The following is a 17428-nucleotide window of genomic DNA, read 5'->3' on the forward strand; positions in this document are numbered from 1 at the left end:
GCGTAATACTGTAACGCATGGCATCTGAGACGCAAGCAGGTCAGGACGGCGGCGCCGCCCTGCCCCTCCCCCCGATGAAGTGGGACGCCTGGGGCGACCCGGCCCTGGCCAAGCCGCTCCCCGAGGACATCAAGGGCCTGCTGGCCGCCGCCCTCGGCGTGTCGGCGGACGCCGCGGCCGCGCCGCTCGCCGCCGAGGACGTCCGACTGCGGCCCTCGACCCTCGCCGCCGAGGACGTCGCCGCACTCGCCGCCGTGGTCGGCGCCGCGCACCTCAGCACGGCCGACGCGGACCGGCTGCCCCGGGCCGGCGGCAAGTCCACCCCCGACCTGCTGCGCCGCCGCAGCCGCCAGCCGCAGGACGCGCCGGACGCCGTGCTGCTGCCCGGCAGCGAGGAGGAGATCGCCGCCGTCCTCGCGGTCTGCGCCGAACGCCGGATCGCCGTGGTGCCCTTCGGCGGCGGCACCAGCGTGGTCGGCGGCCTCGACCCCGTCCGCGGTTCCTTCACCGCCGTCGTCTCGCTCGACCTGCGCCGCCTCGACGCCCTGCACGCTCTCGACGAGGTCTCCGGTGAGGCCGTGCTCGGCGCCGGCCTCACCGGCCCGCGCGCCGAGGAGCTGCTCGCCGAGCGCGGCTGGGAGCTCGGCCACTACCCGCAGAGCTTCCGCTACGCGACCGTCGGCGGCTTCGCCGCCACCCGCTCCTCGGGCCAGGACTCGGCCGGTCACGGCCGCTTCGACGAGATGGTCCGCGGCCTGCGTGTGGTCACCCCGGCCGGGGTGCTGGACCTGGGCCGCGCCCCCGCCTCGGCAGCCGGCCCGGACCTGCGCGAGCTGTTCCTCGGCTCCGAGGGCGTCTTCGGCGTCATCACCCGGGTGCGGGTGCGGATCCATCCGCTGCCCGCCGCCAAGGTCCACGAAGCCTGGAGCTTCCCCGACTTCGCGACCGGCGCCGCCGCCCTGCGCGCCGTCGAGCAGCAGGGCACCGGCCCGACGGTGATCCGGCTCTCGGACGAGGCCGAGACTGCCGTCAACCTGGCGATGACCGAGAAGATCGGCGGCACCCAGGTCACCGGCGGCTGCCTGGCCGTCACCGTCTTCGAGGGCACCAAGGAGCAGGCCGAGGCCCGTCACGAGCGGACCCGCGCGGTCATGCTCGCGGCCGGCGGCACCTCGCTCGGCGCCGACCCGGCGGTGGGCTGGGAACACGGCCGGTTCTCCGCGCCGTACCTGCGCGACGCGCTGCTCGACAGCGGCGCGCTCTGCGAGACGCTGGAGACCGCCACCGACTGGGCGAACCTGGACCGGCTCCGGACGGCCGTCACCGCCGCGCTGCAGGGCGGGCTCGGCGCCAACAGCCTGGTGCTCTGCCACATCTCGCACGTCTACCCGACGGGCGCCTCGCTCTACTTCACCGTGGTCGGCGCCCAGCAGGGCGACCCGATCGCCCAGTGGGACGCGGCGAAGCGCGCCGCCTGCGACGCCATCATGGCGAACGGCGGCACCATCACCCACCACCACGCGGTCGGCGCCGACCACCGCCCGTGGATGGAGCAGGAGATCGGCGGACTCGGCGTGAAGATCCTCCGTGCCGTCAAGGACGCCGTCGACCCGGTCGGCATCCTCAACCCCGGCAAGCTGATCCCTTGACCGCCGCCGCGAGCGGCCGTCCGCCGCGCAGCGTCATGGTCCTCACCAACCCCGCCGCGGGCGGGGGCCACGCCGCGCAGGCCGCCCGCCGGGCCACCGCCCGGCTGCGCGAGCACGGCATCGAGGTGCTGAACACCGCGGGCGCCGACCCCGAGGACGCCGTCCGGCTCGCCCGGGAGGCGGTCGGTCGCGGCGTGGACGCCCTGGTCACCGCCGGCGGCGACGGCATGATCAGCCTCGCGCTGCAGGCCCTGGCGGGCACCGGAACCCCGCTCGGCATCGTCCCGGCCGGTACCGGCAACGACCACGCCCGCGCGTACGGGCTGCCGCTCGGCGACCCGGAGGCGGCCGCCGACGTGATCGCCGCGGGCCGGACCGCCACCGTCGACCTGGGCCGGGCCACCACCGCGGACGGCACCGGGCGCTGGTTCGGATCGGTGCTCGCGACCGGCTTCGACTCGCTGGTGAGCGACCGCACCAACCGGCTGCGGTGGCCGCGCGGCCGGATGCGCTACAACCTGGCGATCCTGGTCGAGTTCGCCAACCTGCGGCCGCTGCCGTTCCGCCTGGTGCTGGCGGACGGCACAGTGATCGAGCGCGACCTCGTGCTCGCCGCCGTGGGCAACACCCGCAGCTACGGCGGCGGCATGCAGATGTGCCCGCAGGCCGACCCGGCCGACGGGCTGTTCGACGTGACGGTCGTCCGGGCGATGCCGCGGCTCAAGGTGGCCCGGTTCTTCCCGACCGTCTTCAAGGGCACCCATGTGCAGCACGAGGAGGTCGAGATCCACCGGACCTCCTCGCTGCGCATCGAGTCCCCCGGCATCACCGCCTACGCCGACGGCGAGTACATCGGCCCGCTGCCGGTCGAGGTCGAGGTGGTGCCGGGTGCGCTGCGCCTGCTGGTGCCGGCAGGCGTCCGGGGTGCGGTCACCGAGTGACCGCACCCCGGCGCCGCACCGACAGCCCGTCCGACGGGCTGTCGGTGCGGCGGGCCAGACTGGGGGCATGACGCCCGAAGCCCTCAAAGCGGCCTGCCTGGCACTGAACGGCGCCGAGGAGACCTTCCCGTTCAACGCCGAGACCTCGGTGTTCAAGGTCGGCGGGAAGATGTTCGCCCTCAGCGCGCTGGAGGGCTCGCCGCTGTCGGTGAGCCTGAAGTGCGATCCCGACCTGGCCGTCCGGCTGCGGGCCGAACACCCGGCGATCACCGGCGGCTGGCACCTCAACAAGCGGCACTGGAACACCGTCCTGCTGGACGGATCGGTGCCCGCCCCGCTGGTGCTGGACATGATCGAGGACTCGTACGACCTGGTGGTCGCCTCGCTCCCGCGCGCCCAGCAGCTCCGACTGGACTGGCCCGGTGTCAGGTCCCGTGGCGGCGAGGGCGGCTGACGGGCACCTCGTCGGGGGCGCGTGGAGCACCTGGCTGCCGTCGTCCTGCCGCGCCCGGATCGCAGCCGTTCCCCCGGCCGGCGGTGCCTGTGCCCCGGACCGACCGCCGACGGCCGAAGGCTCCTCCTACGGCCAGAACTTGTGACCCTTCACGCGAATGGAGGGCCGGCCCTCGCCGGTGGTCCTGCGCAGCTTGTTGAGACCGGTGTAGGCGCGGCCCATCCGGAAGGCGGTCAGGCCGCCGACGAACGAGACGGCCGTCGCCAGGACGAGCAGCCCGATGGTGGTCACGGTCGAGTCCGCCTGGTCCTCGTCCACCGTCTGCCCGCCGTAGTGCACCAGCATCGGCACCCAGACCAGCAGCAGGGCGAGCAGCACCGCGCCGACCACCAGGTTGGCGAGCCGCTTCGCGCGGGCCTTGGCCAGGCTCTCCACCCGGACGCTGAAGTCCATCCGGCAGGTCGGGCAGCGGAAGAGGGTCGTGGCGGCGCCCTCCCGCGGACGGACGAACTCAGGTGAGGACAGTTGGCTGACCTTCCACCGGGTGGTGATCAGGGTGCCGGCCGACTTCACCTCGGCCAGGCAGGCGAAGGACAGCGTGTACCGCTCCCCCAGGTGCACGGGCATGCGCTCGGGTCCCCTTCTGCCGCCGCGGGGCGGTCGGGCCGCGCCCCGCTCGGTGCGTGGACCTCCATCGTCGGGCACGGCACCGGGCGCTGTGCGGCGAATCGGCGAATTCCCCGAACAACTATCCGGCCCGGTACGGCAGTTCGACCTCGGCCCAGACCACCTTGCCCTCCTTGGTGGGGCGGGTGCCCCAGCGGTGGGCGAGTTCGCTGACCAGGTGCATCCCGCGGCCGCCCTCGTCCTCCTCGGCCGAGGAGCGCAGCCGCGGGGACTGGGCGCCGGCGTCGGAGACCTCGACGGTCAGGGTTCGGTCGTCGCGGTAGAGCCGCAGCCGGCGCGGCGCATCGGCGTGCAGCAGGGCGTTGGTGACGAGTTCGCTGACCATCAGTTCGGCGAAGTCCGAGTGCCCGGCCAGGCCCCAGGCCTGCAGGGTGGCCCGGGTGAAGCGGCGGGCCTGCGCGGGCAGCGGGCCCTCGCCGGGGAGGTCGAGGGTGGCGATGCGCTCGGCGGGGACGGGCAGGGCGCGGGCGAGGATCATCGCGATGTCGTCGTCGGTGCCCTCGGCGACCAGTGCGGCGAGCACCGCGTCGGCGCTCTCCTCCAGGGTCCGCGGGCGGCCGGCGAGGGTGCGGGCGAGCAGGGCGATGCCCTCGTCGATGTCCTGGCCGCGGCGTTCGATCAGTCCGTCGGTGTAGAGGGCGACGGTCGCGCCGACCGGCAGGGTGAACTCGACGGCCTCGAAGCCGGCGCCGCCGATGCCGAGCGGGACGCCGGGCGGCAGGTCGACCGTGCTGGCGGTGCCGTCGGGGGCGACGCGGACGGGCGGCAGGTGTCCGGCCGAGGCGACGGTACAGGTGCGGTCCACGGGGTCGTAGACCAGGCAGATGCAGGTGGCGAACTGGCCCTCGCCGATGGCGTTGGCGGTCTCGTCGAGCCGGGTCAGCACCTGCTCGGGCGGCAGGTCGAGAGTGGCCAGGGTGCGGGCGACGGTGCGCAGCTGGCCCATCGTGGCGGCGGCCCGGATGCCGTGGCCCATGACGTCGCCGACGACCAGGGCGACCCGGCCGCAGGAGAGCGGCACCACGTCGAACCAGTCGCCGCCGACCTCGGAGACCAGGCTGCTCGGCAGGTAGCGGTGGGCGATCTCCAGGCCGAGGGTGCGGTGGATCTCCTGCGGCAGCAGGCTGCGCTGCAGGGTGAGCGCGGTCTCGCGCTCGCGCCGGTAGAGCCGGGCGTTGTCAATGGCGAGGGCGGCGCGGGCGACGAGTTCCTCGGCGAGGGCGACATCGGCGGCGGTGAACGGCTCCGGGTTGCGGGTGCGGACGAACTCGGCGCCGCCGAGCACCATCCCGCGGGCCAGGACCGGCACCATCAGGTAGGAGTGGACGCCCGCGGCGATACCCGGGCCGACCCGGTCGGAGCTGGGCACCAGGCCGCGCAGTACCTCCTCGTCGACGTGCGAGCGCAGCAGCGGCCGTCCGCTGCGCAGGCACTGGGTGTAGACGCGCTGGGCGTCGTACTCGGTGGTCGCGCCGACCGCGTCGGCGGCCCGGGTGAGCCCGGCCTCGTAGGCCTCGCCGACGGCGACGGCGCGGACGAGGATCGGCTTGTCCGGCTGGATGGGGGCGGGTTCCTCGCCGCGCAGCACCGGCTCCAGCAGGTCGACGGTGGCGAAGTCGGCGAACCGCGGGATGACCGCCTCGATCAGCTCCTCGGCGGTGCGCTGCAGGTCGAGGGTGGTGCCGATACGGGCGGTGGCCTCCGCGAGCAGGGCGAGGCGCTCCTGGGCGCGGGCGGCGCGCGCCTCGGCCTGGAAGCGCTCGGTGACGTCGATCAGCGAGGAGCTGACGCCGAGCACCCGGCCGGTGGAGTCCTCCAGTCTGAAGTAGGAGGCGGACCAGGCGCGGTCGCGGCGCGGTTCGCCGGGGGTGCGGCCGTGCGAGCGGGCGTCGACGATCGGGCGGCCCGTGGTGAGCACCTGGCGCATCACGGCCTCGATCTCGGCGCTGTTGAGGCCGGGCAGCACCCCGGAGACCCGGCGGCCGATGTGTTCGTCCACCGGCACCCCGTTGATCTTGGCCAGGGCGTGGTTCAGCCGGACGAAGCGCAGGTCGGTGTCGTAGACCGCCATGCCGATCGGGGACTGGTTGAAGATGCCGTCCAGGACGGCGAGGTCCGCCTCGACCTGGCGCAGGGCGCGGACGTCGGAGCCGGTGACCAGCAGCAGGCGCTGCCCGGCGGGCCCGGCGATCGGATAGGTGTGGAACTCGATCTCGACGTCCGTGCCGTCGCGGTGCCGGATCGGCCGGATGCCGGACCAGCCGGAGCCCGCCATGATCTGCTTGAACAGCTCGTCGGCCTGGTGCCGCCTGCCCTCGGGGACGAGCAGCTCGGCCGCGTAGGCGCCGACGGCCTCCTCGGCGGGATGGCCGGAGAGCGCCGCGGCCTCCTCGCTCCAGTGCAGGATGCGGCCGTCCTCCTGGAGGAGGGCGGTGGCGAGGGGCACCAGACGGTGGCCGGCCAGGCGCGCCGAGGCTGCGCCCGCCTCACCGCGGCCGGCGCCGTCGGTGGCGGTCCAGTCGAATCCGTGCATCTTCAGGAGTTCACCTGCCCGGTACCTTCCCGGTGGGAGGCCGGCCAATCCGGTCCCCACCAGACTGCACAAAGCCCGGCCGGTCGGCGACTGCGGGTCTCCGGCCGGTCGGGCGCGGTCTGTTCGTACTCAGCACGCCGGTCTCCCGCCGGCCGGCCCGCCCTCGGCCGGTCCCCGTCCGGCCAGTGCCGCCTCCAGCAGGCCGGCCCACTGGCGGACGATGCCGGAGCGGCGGGTGCCGTCGTCGGTCAGCAGGTTGGCCAGGCCGAGGCCGCGGGCCATGTCCATGGTGGCCTGCACGGTCTCCCGTACCCCGGGCCGGGACTCGTCCGCGCCGAGGAACTCCACGGCGGCCCGGTGCGACTCCCGGCCCACGTGGTTCTCCAGCGCGACGATCCGCTCGCGCAGCGCGTCCTCGGTGGCGGCCGCCACCCACAGGTGCAGCGCGGCACGGAACAGTGGGCCGGTGTAGAGCCTGACGATCATGGAGACCACGGCCTCGGTGCGGCCCGGCCCGGCCGGCGGCAGCTGCTCGGCGCTGGCGCGCACCTGGGCGAGCCGCTCGTCGGCGACGTGCTCGACGGCCGCCGTGAAGAGGTCCTCGCGGGTCGGGAAGTGGTGCTGGGCGGCGCCCCGCGTCACTCCCGCCCGCTCGGCGACCACGGCGACCGTCGACCCCTGCCAGCCCAGCTCGGCCAGGCACTCCACGGCGGCCTCCAGCAGGCGGCGGCGGGTGGCGCGGCTTCGGTCCTGCTGCGGGGTGCGCAGGGCTGCGGCGTGGGCGGTCATGGCCTGGCTTTCCGGTGACGTGTACGGCGGGTGGGCCCGATCCTCTCAGATCGCCGGCGCGCCGGCGGCGGACGGGCGGGCCCGCAGCTCGCGACGGAGGATCTTGCCGCTCGCGGACTTGGGCACCGCGTCGAGGAACTCCACCGCCCGCACCTTCTTGTACGGGGCGACCTGCGCCGCCACGTACTCCTCGACCTGGGCCTCCGTCAGCTCGCTGCCGGGGGCCCGCACCACGAAGGCCTTCGGTCGTTCGGTGCCGTCCTCACCGGTGATGCCGACGACCGCGGCGTCCGCGATCTCGGGGTGGGTGAGCAGCAGCGCCTCCAGCTCGGCGGGGGCGACCTGGTATCCCTTGTACTTGATCAGCTCCTTCACCCGGTCGACGACGAAGAGGTAGCCGTCCTCGTCGACGTAGCCGACGTCGCCGGTGTGCAGCCAGCCGTCCGCGTCGAGCATCGCGTCGGTCTCCGACTGGCGGCCGAAGTAGCCCTTCATCACCTGCGGGCCGCGGAAGAGCAGCTCGCCGCGCTGCCCGGCGGGCAGGTCGGTGTCGGGGTCGTCGAGGGAGACGATCCGCAGCTCGGTGGAGGCCACCATCCTCCCGACCGTGCCCGGCGGCGGCGCCGGGTCGTCCAGCGGGACGACGTGGGTGACCGGGGAGAGCTCGGTCATGCCGTAGCCCTGGTGGATGCGCGGCAGGCCGAGCCGGCGGGCGGCGGCGTCGGCGAGCTCGGCGTCCAGCGGGGCGGCGGCGCTGAGCACGTACTTCACCGAGGAGAGGTCGTAGCGGTCGACTAGCGGGTGCTTGGCCAGGGCCAGGACCATCGGCGGGGCGGCGAACACGCCCTCGATCCGCTGCTCCTGGATGGTGCGCAGGAACTGCTCCAGGTCGAAGCGGGGCAGCACGACGACGGTGGAGCCGCAGCGCAGCGGATGGTTGAGCAGCGCGGTCAGGCCGTAGATGTGGAAGAACGGCAGCACGGCGATGATCCGCTCGCCGGAGGCGGTGGCGTGCACCGAGTCGGTCTGCGCCAGGTTGGAGCCGATCGAACGGTGGGTGAGCATCACGCCCTTCGGCAGGCCGGTGGTACCGCTGGAGTACGGCAGCACGGCGAGGTCTCCGGGGTCGATCCGCGGGGCCGGCTCGGCGGCGGCGGTCGCGGCGAGGTCGGTGAGCGAGCGGTGGCCGGGGGCATGGTCGCAGACGAAGACCTCGGCGATCGGGCGGCCCTCGGCGGCGAGCGCGGCGGCGGCCTCGGCGGCGACCGGCAGGAAGGCGGAGACGGTGACGATCCAGCGCGCGCCGCTGTCGCGCAGCTGGCCGGCGAGTTCGCCCGCGGTGGCGAGCGAGCTCACCGTGGTGACGGTGGCGCCGGTGCGGGTCGCGCCGTAGAAGGCGACCGGCCAGGCGATGGTGTTCGGGCTGAACAGCGCTACCACGTCGCCCTGGCGCACGCCCGCCTCGGCGAGGCCGGCCGCGGTGCGGCGGGCCGCGAGGTCGAGCTCGGCGTAGCTGAGGGTACGCCCGGTGATGCCGTCGACCAGGGCGGGCAGGTCGGCCCGGCCGTCCAGATCCCCGAGGACGGCGTCGTGGATGGGCACGTCGACGGGCTCGATCTCGGGGTGGTCGCTGCGGAACACCATGCATACCTCCGGCGGGGTGATGGGGAGCTCGCGGTGCTGCCAGGTTGCCGGGTCACAGCCTGCCCGCTTTCCGCCCCGCAGCCCAGAGGGCGTACAGCACGGAAACGAGACGAGCGCCCCAGGGCATGGGGGGCAGCCACCCGGGGGCGCGGGGGCAACCACCCAGCGGCGCGGGGGGGCAGCCACCCGGGGGCGCGGGGGGCAGCCACCCGGGGGCGCGGGGGCAACCACCCAGCGGCGCGGGGGCAGCCACCCAGGGCGCGGGGCAGCCACCCAGGGGCGCGGGGAACTGCGCAGTCCGGGAGCGGGTATCAGAACAGCATGGGCCAAGCCCGGATCTGTACGTGGGCCGCATCCCGATTGCGCAGTTCCCCGCGCCCCTTAGTGGTTGCCCGTGACCCTGAGTGGTTTTCCTGCGCCCCTTAGTGGTTGCCCGTGGCCCTGAGTGCTTGCCCCGTATCCCGGGGTGGTTGCCCGTGGCCCTGGGGGCTTGCCCCTGGCCCTGGGGGCTCAGTACGACCGCGGGAGGCCGAGGGTGTGTTGGGCGACGTAGTTGAGGATCATCTCGCGGCTGACCGGGGCGACCCGGCCGACCCGGGTGACGGTGAGGAGGGCGGCGAGGCCGTACTCCTGGGTGAGGCCGTTGCCGCCGAGCGTCTGGACGGCCTGGTCGACGGCCCGGCAGGCGGCCTCGCCGGCCGCGTACTTGGCCATGTTGGCGGCCTCGCCGGCGGCCAGGTCGTCCCCGGCGTCGTACAGGTGGGCGGCCTTCTGGGTCATCAGCCGGGCGAGTTCGACCTCGATGGCGCACTGGGCGAGCGGGTGGGCGATGCCCTGGTGGGCACCGATCGGGGTGTCCCAGACGGTGCGGGTGCGGGCGTAGTCGACGGCGGTGTCCAGGGCGCGGCGGGCGGCCCCGATGGAGAACGCCGCCGTCATGATCCGTTCGGGGTTGAGGCCGGCGAAGAGCTGGAGCAGCCCGGCGTCCTCGTTGCCGACCAGGGCGTCGGCGGGCAGCCGGACGTCGTCCAGGAAGACCTGGAACTGCCTCTCGGCGGCGACCAGCTCCATCGGGATGGCCCGGTACTCGAAGCCGGGGGTGTCCCGCGGGACGACGAAGAGCGAGGGCCGCAGCCGGCCGGTGCGGGCGTCCTCGGTGCGGGCGACGAAGAGCACGGCGTCGGCGTGGTCGACGCCGGAGATGAAGACCTTGCGGCCGGTGAGCAGCCAGTCCTCGCCGTCGCGGCGGGCGACGGTGGAGATCCGGTGGGAGTTGGAGCCGGCGTCGGGTTCGGTGATGCCGAAGGCCATCCGGCGGGTGCCGTCGGCGAGGCCGGGCAGCCAGCGGCGGCGCTGTTCCTCGGTGCCGTAGCGGGCGATGACGGTGCCGCAGATGGCGGGCGAGACGACGAGCATCAGCAGCGGGCAGCCGCCGGCGCCGAGCTCTTCGAGGACGATGGCGAGTTCGGTGATGCCGGCGCCCCCGCCGCCGTACTCGGTGGGCAGGTTGACGCCGAGGTAGCCGAGCTTGCCGGCCTCGGCCCACAGTTCGTCGGCGTACTCGCCGGCGCGGGCCTTGGCCTGGAACCAGGCGGGGCCGAAGCGGGCGGCGAGGTCGGCGACGGCCCGGCGCAGGGCCTGCTGTTCGGGGGTCTCGACGAGGGTGCCTGCGGTGGTGCGCGGTGCGGACATGCGGCGTCCTTCCGGGCGGTGAGGGTGGGTGCCGTACGGGGTGTTCGGGGCTCAGGCGGGCTGGACGACGGCGAGGACGGCCCCGGGCTCGACCTGCTGGCCGGGGGCGACGCGAAGTTCGGTGAGCAGCCCGTCGGCGGGGGCGGTGACCTGGTGCTCCATCTTCATGGCCTCCAGCCAGAGCAGCGGCTGTCCGGCGGTGACGGTGTCGCCGGGGGCGGCGGCGGTGCGGACGACGGTGCCGGGCATGGGGGCGAGCAGGGCGCCGGGGTCGGTGCGCTGCGTCGGGTCGGGGAAGCGGTCGAGGGCGGTGAGGGCGGTGGCGCCGTGCGGTCCGTCGATCCAGATGCCGCTGCCGTGTGCGGCGACGTGGAAGGTCTGCCGCAGGGCGTCGGTCTCCAGGACGACCAGGTCCGGGGCGGAGTGGAGCAGCCGGGTGCCGGGGTGGCCCTCGGCGTCCAGGCCGGTCCGGCCGATCCGGTAGCGGACCTCCCATTCGCCGCCGTCGGCGGCCCGGTACCGCTTGACCTGCGGCTGGGAGGCCAGGTTGCGCCAGCCGGAGGGCAGTGCGGTGCGGCGGGCGGCGGCGTCGGCCAGTGCGGCGGCGAGGGCGGCGAGCGGGGTGTCCTTGCCGTCGGGGGCGGTGAGGTCGGCGGCGTGTTCGGTGAGGAACCCGGTGTGCAGCCGGGCGTCCAGGAAGGCGGGGTGGCGCAGGGCGCGGACGAGCAGTTCGCGGTTGGTGGCGGGGCCGTGGATGCGGGCGCGGGCGAGGGCGTCGGCGAGCCGGCGGGCGGCGGCGTCCCGGGTGGGTGCCCAGGCGATGACCTTGGCGAGCATGGCGTCGTAGTGGACGGTGACGGTGGTGCCGTCGTCGGCGCCGGAGTCCAGGCGCAGCCCTGCGGGGGCCGTGGCGGTGGTGAACTCGGTGTGCGGGTGAGCGAGTTCGAGGCGGTGCAGGGTGCCGGTCTGCGGCTGCCAGTCGCGGGCCGGGTCTTCGGCGTAGAGGCGGGCCTCGATGGCGTGGCCGGTGGTGGCGGGCGGTTCGGCGGGCAGCGCCTCGCCCTCGGCGACGGCGATCTGCAGGGCGACCAGGTCGAGGCCGGTGACGCATTCGGTGACGGGGTGTTCGACCTGGAGGCGGGTGTTCATCTCCAGGAAGGCGAGCCGGCCGTCGGGGGCGAGCAGGAATTCGGCGGTGCCGGCGCCGACGTAGCCGATGGCCCGGGCGGCGTCGACGGCGGCGCGGTGCAGTGCGGTGCGCTCCTGCTCGGTGAGTCCGGGGGCGGGGGCCTCCTCCACGACCTTCTGGTGGCGGCGCTGCAGCGAGCAGTCGCGGTCGCCGACGGCCCAGACGGTGCCGTGGGTGTCGGCCATCAGCTGGACCTCGACGTGCCGCCCGGTGGGCAGGTACGGCTCGCAGAAGACCTCGTCGGACCCGAAGGCGGCGAGTGCCTCGGCGCGGGCGGCGGTGAGCGCGGCGGGCAGGTCGGCGAGGTCGCGGACGATCCGCATGCCGCGTCCGCCGCCGCCGGCGGCCGCCTTGACCAGCAGCGGCAGGTCGGCCTCGGCGGGCTGCCCGCCGACGGTGAGGACGGGCACGCCGGCCTCGGCCATCAGCCGCTTGGCGGCGGTCTTGGACCCCATGGCGGCGATCGCGGCGGGCGGCGGCCCGATCCAGGCGAGGCCGGCGTCGAGGACGGCCTGCGCGAACTCGGCGTTCTCGGAGAGGAAGCCGTAGCCGGGGTGGACGGCGTCGGCGCCGGCGGCCCGGGCGGCCGCGATCAGCAGGTCGGCCCGGAGGTAGGTGTCGGCGGGGGCGGCGCCGGGGAGGCGGACGGCGGTGTCGGCCTCCCGCACGTGCGGGGCGTCGGCGTCCGGGTCGGCGTGCACGGCGACGGTGGCGATGCCGAGGTCGCGGCAGGTGCGGAAGATCCGCCGGGCGATCTCGCCGCGGTTGGCGACCAGCAGAGAGGTGATCACGTGGGTCGTTCCTCCACAAGAAGCTACATCCGGAAGACGCCGTAGCCGCGGGCGCCCTCGACGGGGCCGCTGTGTACGGCGGAGAGGCAGAGTCCGAGCACCGTCCTGGTGTCCCGCGGGTCGATGACGCCGTCGTCGTAGAGCCGCCCCGAGAGGAAGGCGGGCAGCGACTCGGCCTCGATCTGCTGCTCGACCATGGCGCGGATCGCCGCGTCGGCGTCCTCGTCGTACGGGGTGCCCTTGGCGGCGGCGGACTGCCGGGCGACGATGGACAGCACCCCGGCGAGCTGCTGGGGGCCCATCACGGCGGACTTGGCGCTCGGCCAGGCGAACAGGAAGCGCGGCTCGTAGGCCCGCCCGCACATGCCGTAGTGCCCGGCGCCGTAGGAGGCGCCCATCAGTACGGAGAGGTGCGGGACGCGGGAGTTGGCGACCGCGTTGATCATCATCGCGCCGTGCTTGATGATGCCGCCCTGCTCGTAGGCCTCGCCGACCATGTAGCCGGTGGTGTTGTGCAGGAAGAGCAGCGGGATGTCGCGCTGGTTGGCGAGCTGGATGAACTGGGCGGCCTTCTGCGACTCGGCGCTGAACAGCACGCCCTGGGCGTTGGCGAGGATGCCGACGGGGTAGCCGTGCAGGGTGGCCCAGCCGGTGGCCAGGCTCGGCCCGTACAGCGGCTTGAACTCGTCGAAGTCGGAGCCGTCGACGATCCGGGCGATGACCTCGCGGGGGTCGAAGGGCACCCGCAGGTCGCCGGGGACGATGCCGAGCAGTTCCTCCTCGTCGTACTTCGGCGGCTCGGCCGTGATGTCCGGCAGCGGGCCGCGGCGCTGCCAGTGCAGCCGCCTGACGATCCGGCGGGCGATCCGGCAGGCGTCCGGCTCGTCCTCGGCGACATGGTCGGCGAGGCCGGAGGTGCGGGCGTGCATGTCGGCGCCGCCGAGCCGTTCCTCGTCGGCCTCCTCGCCGGTGGCCATCTTCACCAGCGGCGGACCGCCGAGGAACACCTTGGCCCGCTCGCGCACCAGCACGGTGTGGTCGGACATGCCGGGCACGTAGGCGCCGCCAGCGGTGGAGTTGCCGAAGACGACGGCGACGGTCGGGATGCCGGCGGCGGAGAGCCGGGTGAGGTCGCGGAATAGCGCCCCGCCGGGGATGAAGATCTCCTTCTGGCTGGGCAGGTCGGCGCCGCCGGACTCGACGAGGTTCACCAGCGGCAGCCGGTTGTGCAGCGCGATCTCGTTGGCCCGCAGCGCCTTCTTGAGCGTCCACGGGTTGCTGGCGCCGCCGCGCACGGTCGGGTCGTTGGCGGTGATGACGCAGACCGTGCCCTCGATCACCCCGATGCCGGTGACCAGGGCCGCGCCCACGGGGTGGTCGCTGCCCCAGGCGGCGAGCGGGGAGAGCTCCAGGAACGGCGAGTCCTGGTCGAGGAGGAGTTCGATCCGCTCGCGGGCGAGCAGCTTGCCGCGGGTGCGGTGCCGCTCGACGTAGCGGGCACCGCCGCCGGCCAGTGCCTTGGCGTGTTCGGCGTCGAGTGCGGCGAGCTTCTCCAGCATCGCGGCCCGGTGGGCGGCGTGCTCGGCGCCGCCCGGGTCGAGGCGGGTGGGGAGGACGGTCACAGGAGGGCCTCCGGGATGTCGAGGTGCCGGGAGCGCAGCCACTCCCCCAGCGCCTTGGCCTGCGGGTCGAAGCGGGCCTGTGCGGCGACTCCCTCGCCGAGCAGCCCGGCGACGGTGAAGTTGACGGCCCGCAGGTTGGGCAGCAGGTGCCGTTCCACCGTCAGTCCGGCGGTCTCGGGGAGCAGTCGGCGCAGCAGGTCGGTGGTGAGCGTGTGGGCGAGCCAGCGCCAGCCGTCGTCGGTGCGGGCCCAGACGCCGAGGTTGGCGTCGCCGCCCTTGTCGCCGCTGCGGGCGCCGGCGACCAGGCCGAGCGGGGCGCGGCGGGTGGGCCCGGCGGGCAGTGGCTCCGGCAGCGGCGGCTCGGGGAGCGGTCCGAGCGGCCGGGTACAGTCGGGCGGCGCGATCCGGCGGGTGCTGCCGTCGGGCAGCACTGCCGTGTGCGGGACGCCGCGCCGGTCGGTGTACGCGGTCTCGAAGACGCCGTACGGGGTGCCGGGCCCGGGCGGTGCCGTGAGGTGGAAGCCGGGGTAGCCGGCGAGGCCGAGTTCGACGGCGGCGGCGCCGACCGCACGGCCGACGGCCCGCTCGTCGGGGTCGCGGACGGTGAGGCGCAGCAGCGCGGAGGCGGCCTCCTCGGTGTCGGCGTCGGGGTGGTCGGTGCGGGCGAGGGTCCAGCGCAGTTCGGCGGGCCGCCGGGCGAGCGCCTGCTCGAACTGGCGGCGCACCAGGTCGGCCTTGGCCTCCACGTCGAGGCCGGTGAGGACGAAGACGACCTCGTTGCGGTAGCCGCCGAGCCGGTTGAGGCCGACCTTGAGCCGGGGCGGCGGCGCCTCGCCGCGGACGCCCTCGACGAGCACCCGGTCGGGGCCCTGCTGGGCGAGCCGGACGGTGTCCAGGCGGGCCGTCACATCCGGTCCGGCGTAGCGCGGTCCGGCGGTCTCGTAGAGCAGCTGGGCGGTGACGGTCTCGACGGTGACGGCGCCGCCGGTGCCGGGGTGCTTGGTGATGACGCTGCTGCCGTCGGCGTGGATCTCGGCGAGCGGGAAGCCGGGGCGGGGGTCGCTGCCGGGGCCCAGGTGCTCCCGGAAGAAGGCGTAGTTGCCGCCGGTGGCCTGGGCGCCGCACTCCAGGACGTGGCCGGCGACGACGGCGCCGGCGAGTGCGTCGAGGTCGTCGGGGCCCCAGCCGAAGTGGGCCATGGCGGGGCCGGTGACGAGGGCGGCGTCGGTGACCCGGCCGGTGACGACGATGTCGGCGCCGCCGCGCAGGCAGGCGGCGATGCCGGCCCCGCCGAGGTAGGCGTTGGCGGCGAGCAGACCGGGCCGCGGCCCGAACTCCCCGGCGCGGGCGAGCAGGTCGTCACCGAGGACGTGGCCGGTGCGCAGCGCGAGGCCCTGCTTGGCGGCGAGTTCGGCGACCGCCTCGGCGAGCCGGGCGGGGTTGAGCCCGCCGGCGTTGACGACGAGTTTGACGCCGCGTTCGGCGGCGAGCGCGAGGCACTGCTCGGCCTGCCGGAGGAAGGTCTTGGCGTAGCCGAGGCCCGGGTCCTTCAGTCGGTCCCGGGCGAGGATGAGCATGGTGAGCTCGGCGAGGTAGTCGCCCGTCAGCACGTCCAGTGGCCCGCCGGTGAGCATCTCCTCGAACGCGGCGAATCGGTCGCCGTAGAACCCTGACGCATTGCCGATCCGCAGCATGCCCGCCTCCCCTGCGCTGGTCGTGCAGCAGCCTGGCAGCGGCCTTCGGATAAATCAAGCATGCATGCTTTTTTTGCTGCGAAACCTCTCCCGGTCGGCTGCGGGGCCGCCTCGGGCCTCCCCGTCCGGGCCCCGCGGCGGGACGGTTCGTCCGGTGATGGACGGGGCCGCACGGGGGTGGTACGGGCCCGAATCCGACGGACCGTCACAGCCCGTAATCAGAAGCGCGGCCTCCGGTACCGCCGATGGCCCAGTGGCTGCGGAGATTCCCACCCGGGCGGACGAACCTCGCGCGTGCCCGGAGGACCGTTTCGTCTCGCCGTGCCAAAACTGGGTGGCGGGCGCCGTCCTGCCGGCGAGCCGTCGGCCCGGCGCCCGGGTTCCACCCAGGAACGTTCCCCCTCGAATTGGAGAAGACCGTGAAGGACATCCGCAAGGCTCTCGCGCTGACCGCCGCCGCCGGCGCTCTCGTGCTCGGCTCGGCCGGCGTGGCCAACGCAGACGCGAGTGCCGTCGGCACGGCCACCAACTCCCCGGGCCTGCTGTCCGGCAACGTGATTCAGGTTCCGATCCACATCCCCGTCAACGTCTGCGGGAACAGCATCAACCTGGTCGGTCTGCTGAACCCGACGGCCGGCAACGTCTGCAGCAACAGCTGAGCAGCGCGCACGGGTGCCCCCGGTGCGGCCCGTTCCACGGGCCGGCCGGGGGCGCCGCCGCGACCGGCCCCGGCGGTGGCGGTCCGTCAGGCCTGGGCCTCGATCTGCTCGACGACGTGCTCGCACAGCTCGTGGGTACGCAGCGCGTCCCGCGCCGAGAGCACCTTGCCGGCCCGGACGGCCTCCAGGAAGGACAGCACGATCTGCTCGATGCCGCGCTGGCGGGCGACCGACACCCAGTCGCCGCGGCGGCGGACGGTCGGCTGGCCGCGGAAGTCGACGACCTCGGCGAGATTGATGACGCTCCGCTTGGAGTCGCCGCCGGAGACCTCCAGCACCTCCTCGGTGGCGCCGCTCATCCGGTTCATGATGCCGAGGGCGGTGAAGCCCTGGCCGGCCAGGGTGAGCACGACGTGCTCCATCAGGCCGTCACGGCTGCGGGAGCGGACGTCCACGTGCTCGATCTCGCCCGGCACCAGGAAGCGCAGCGTGTCGACGACGTGGATGAAGTCGTCGAACACGGCCGAGCGGGCGGCCTCCGGCAGTCCCTCGCGGTGCTTCTGAAGGACGATCAGGTCGCGCGGCCGTTCCTGGGCGAGCAGGTAGCCGGGGGCGTGCCGGCGATTGAAGCCGACCAGCAGCGAGCGGCCGGTCTGCTCGGCGAGGTCGACCAGCCGGCGGGCGCCGTCCAGGGTGTGGTCCAGCGGCTTGTCCACGTAGACGTCGACCCCGGCGGTCAGCAGCTGCTCGACGATCGGGACGTGCTGGCTGGTGGAGGCGTGCACGAAGGCGGCGCGGATGCCGCTGTCGATGACCTCGCCGAGGTCGGTGTAGCGGTGCGGGAGGCGGTGGGCGTCTCCGAGGCGGTCCAGCTTGGCGCGGTCACGGGTCATCAGCCGCAGGTCGAGGCCGGGTTGGGCGGTGAGCACCGGGAGGTAGGCCTTCTGCGCGATGTCGCCGAGGCCGATCACCGCCACCGGCAGGGGGGCGGGGTCGATGTCGTGGTCGTGGCTCACGGTCTCTCCTGCTGAGGGTGTGGTGGCCCCCTGCTGGGTGGTCGGGGGCGGGCCGCCCAGCAGCATAT

General features: G+C 74.4%; 13 protein-coding genes. 4 read left to right on the forward strand and 9 right to left on the reverse strand.

Annotated elements, in window-relative coordinates; genetic code table 11:
• The first annotated feature begins 17 nt into the window (after nucleotides 1-17).
• The 3 genes from KSNIM_RS04430 to KSNIM_RS04440 all read left to right on the forward strand — a co-directional run bounded on the left by KSNIM_RS04430 (nucleotide 18) and on the right by KSNIM_RS04440 (nucleotide 3044).
• Nucleotides 18-1649 (forward strand): FAD-binding oxidoreductase, encoded by a 1632-nt coding sequence (locus KSNIM_RS04430; protein WP_411543656.1) that lies wholly within the window; start codon nucleotides 18-20, stop codon nucleotides 1647-1649.
• A 35-nt stretch (nucleotides 1650-1684) separates the two neighbouring features.
• Nucleotides 1685-2590, forward strand: coding sequence for a diacylglycerol kinase (locus KSNIM_RS04435; protein ID WP_263107830.1), 906 nt, complete (start codon nucleotides 1685-1687; stop codon nucleotides 2588-2590).
• 67 nt (nucleotides 2591-2657) lie between these two features.
• A complete protein-coding gene (locus tag KSNIM_RS04440; protein WP_263101899.1) occupies nucleotides 2658-3044 on the forward strand; it encodes an MmcQ/YjbR family DNA-binding protein in 387 nt (128 codons plus the stop codon).
• Nucleotides 3045-3170: 126 nt separating this feature from the next.
• On the opposite strand, the gene KSNIM_RS04445 is transcribed toward KSNIM_RS04440, so the two are convergent.
• The 8 genes from KSNIM_RS04445 to KSNIM_RS04480 form a co-directional block, all read right to left on the reverse strand.
• A complete protein-coding gene (locus KSNIM_RS04445) occupies nucleotides 3171-3671 on the reverse strand; it encodes a hypothetical protein (protein WP_263101900.1) in 501 nt (166 codons plus the stop codon).
• A gap of 121 nt (nucleotides 3672-3792) precedes the next feature.
• A complete protein-coding gene (locus KSNIM_RS04450) occupies nucleotides 3793-6264 on the reverse strand; it encodes a SpoIIE family protein phosphatase (protein WP_263101901.1) in 2472 nt (823 codons plus the stop codon).
• Nucleotides 6265-6393: 129 nt separating this feature from the next.
• Nucleotides 6394-7053, reverse strand: a complete 660-nt coding sequence (locus KSNIM_RS04455) for a TetR/AcrR family transcriptional regulator (protein ID WP_263101902.1) — start codon at nucleotides 7051-7053, stop codon at nucleotides 6394-6396.
• A 45-nt stretch (nucleotides 7054-7098) separates the two neighbouring features.
• Nucleotides 7099-8697 (reverse strand): AMP-binding protein, encoded by a 1599-nt coding sequence (locus KSNIM_RS04460; protein WP_263101903.1) that lies wholly within the window; start codon nucleotides 8695-8697, stop codon nucleotides 7099-7101.
• A 510-nt stretch (nucleotides 8698-9207) separates the two neighbouring features.
• Nucleotides 9208-10389, reverse strand: a complete 1182-nt coding sequence (locus KSNIM_RS04465; RefSeq protein ID WP_263101904.1) for an acyl-CoA dehydrogenase family protein — start codon at nucleotides 10387-10389, stop codon at nucleotides 9208-9210.
• A 51-nt stretch (nucleotides 10390-10440) separates the two neighbouring features.
• A complete protein-coding gene (locus tag KSNIM_RS04470; RefSeq protein ID WP_263101905.1) occupies nucleotides 10441-12369 on the reverse strand; it encodes an acetyl/propionyl/methylcrotonyl-CoA carboxylase subunit alpha in 1929 nt (642 codons plus the stop codon).
• Between the two features lie 23 nt (nucleotides 12370-12392).
• Nucleotides 12393-13991, reverse strand: a complete 1599-nt coding sequence (locus KSNIM_RS04475) for an acyl-CoA carboxylase subunit beta (protein WP_263101906.1) — start codon at nucleotides 13989-13991, stop codon at nucleotides 12393-12395.
• Complete coding sequence (locus KSNIM_RS04480; RefSeq protein WP_263101907.1) at nucleotides 13988-15685, reverse strand: acyclic terpene utilization AtuA family protein; 1698 nt, start codon at nucleotides 15683-15685, stop codon at nucleotides 13988-13990. The genes KSNIM_RS04475 and KSNIM_RS04480 overlap by 4 nt, the downstream gene beginning before the upstream one ends.
• Nucleotides 15686-16092: 407 nt before the next feature.
• Here KSNIM_RS04480 and KSNIM_RS04485 point away from each other — a divergent pair, with 407 nt between their 5' ends.
• On the forward strand, nucleotides 16093-16344 hold the full coding sequence (locus KSNIM_RS04485) for a chaplin (protein WP_411543657.1): 252 nt from the start codon (nucleotides 16093-16095) through the stop codon (nucleotides 16342-16344).
• 86 nt (nucleotides 16345-16430) lie between these two features.
• Here KSNIM_RS04485 and KSNIM_RS04490 read toward each other — a convergent pair whose 3' ends face one another.
• A complete protein-coding gene (locus KSNIM_RS04490) occupies nucleotides 16431-17327 on the reverse strand; it encodes a Gfo/Idh/MocA family oxidoreductase (RefSeq protein WP_317634102.1) in 897 nt (298 codons plus the stop codon).
• Nucleotides 17328-17428 lie beyond the last annotated feature (101 nt).

The organism is Kitasatospora sp. DSM 101779, from assembly GCF_025655475.1.
Taxonomy (GTDB): Bacteria; Actinomycetota; Actinomycetes; order Streptomycetales; family Streptomycetaceae; genus Kitasatospora.

Coding starts and splice junctions, on each gene's coding strand:
- KSNIM_RS04480 (WP_263101907.1), bottom strand. CDS start 15,685: ATGCTGCGGATCGGCAATGCGTCAGGGTTCTACGGCGACCGATTCGCC.
- KSNIM_RS04440 (WP_263101899.1), top strand. CDS start 2,658: ATGACGCCCGAAGCCCTCAAAGCGGCCTGCCTGGCACTGAACGGCGCC.
- KSNIM_RS04460 (WP_263101903.1), bottom strand. CDS start 8,697: ATGGTGTTCCGCAGCGACCACCCCGAGATCGAGCCCGTCGACGTGCCC.
- KSNIM_RS04435 (WP_263107830.1), top strand. CDS start 1,685: ATGGTCCTCACCAACCCCGCCGCGGGCGGGGGCCACGCCGCGCAGGCC.
- KSNIM_RS04455 (WP_263101902.1), bottom strand. CDS start 7,053: ATGACCGCCCACGCCGCAGCCCTGCGCACCCCGCAGCAGGACCGAAGC.
- KSNIM_RS04450 (WP_263101901.1), bottom strand. CDS start 6,264: ATGCACGGATTCGACTGGACCGCCACCGACGGCGCCGGCCGCGGTGAG.
- KSNIM_RS04445 (WP_263101900.1), bottom strand. CDS start 3,671: ATGCCCGTGCACCTGGGGGAGCGGTACACGCTGTCCTTCGCCTGCCTG.
- KSNIM_RS04430 (WP_411543656.1), top strand. CDS start 18: ATGGCATCTGAGACGCAAGCAGGTCAGGACGGCGGCGCCGCCCTGCCC.
- KSNIM_RS04465 (WP_263101904.1), bottom strand. CDS start 10,389: ATGTCCGCACCGCGCACCACCGCAGGCACCCTCGTCGAGACCCCCGAA.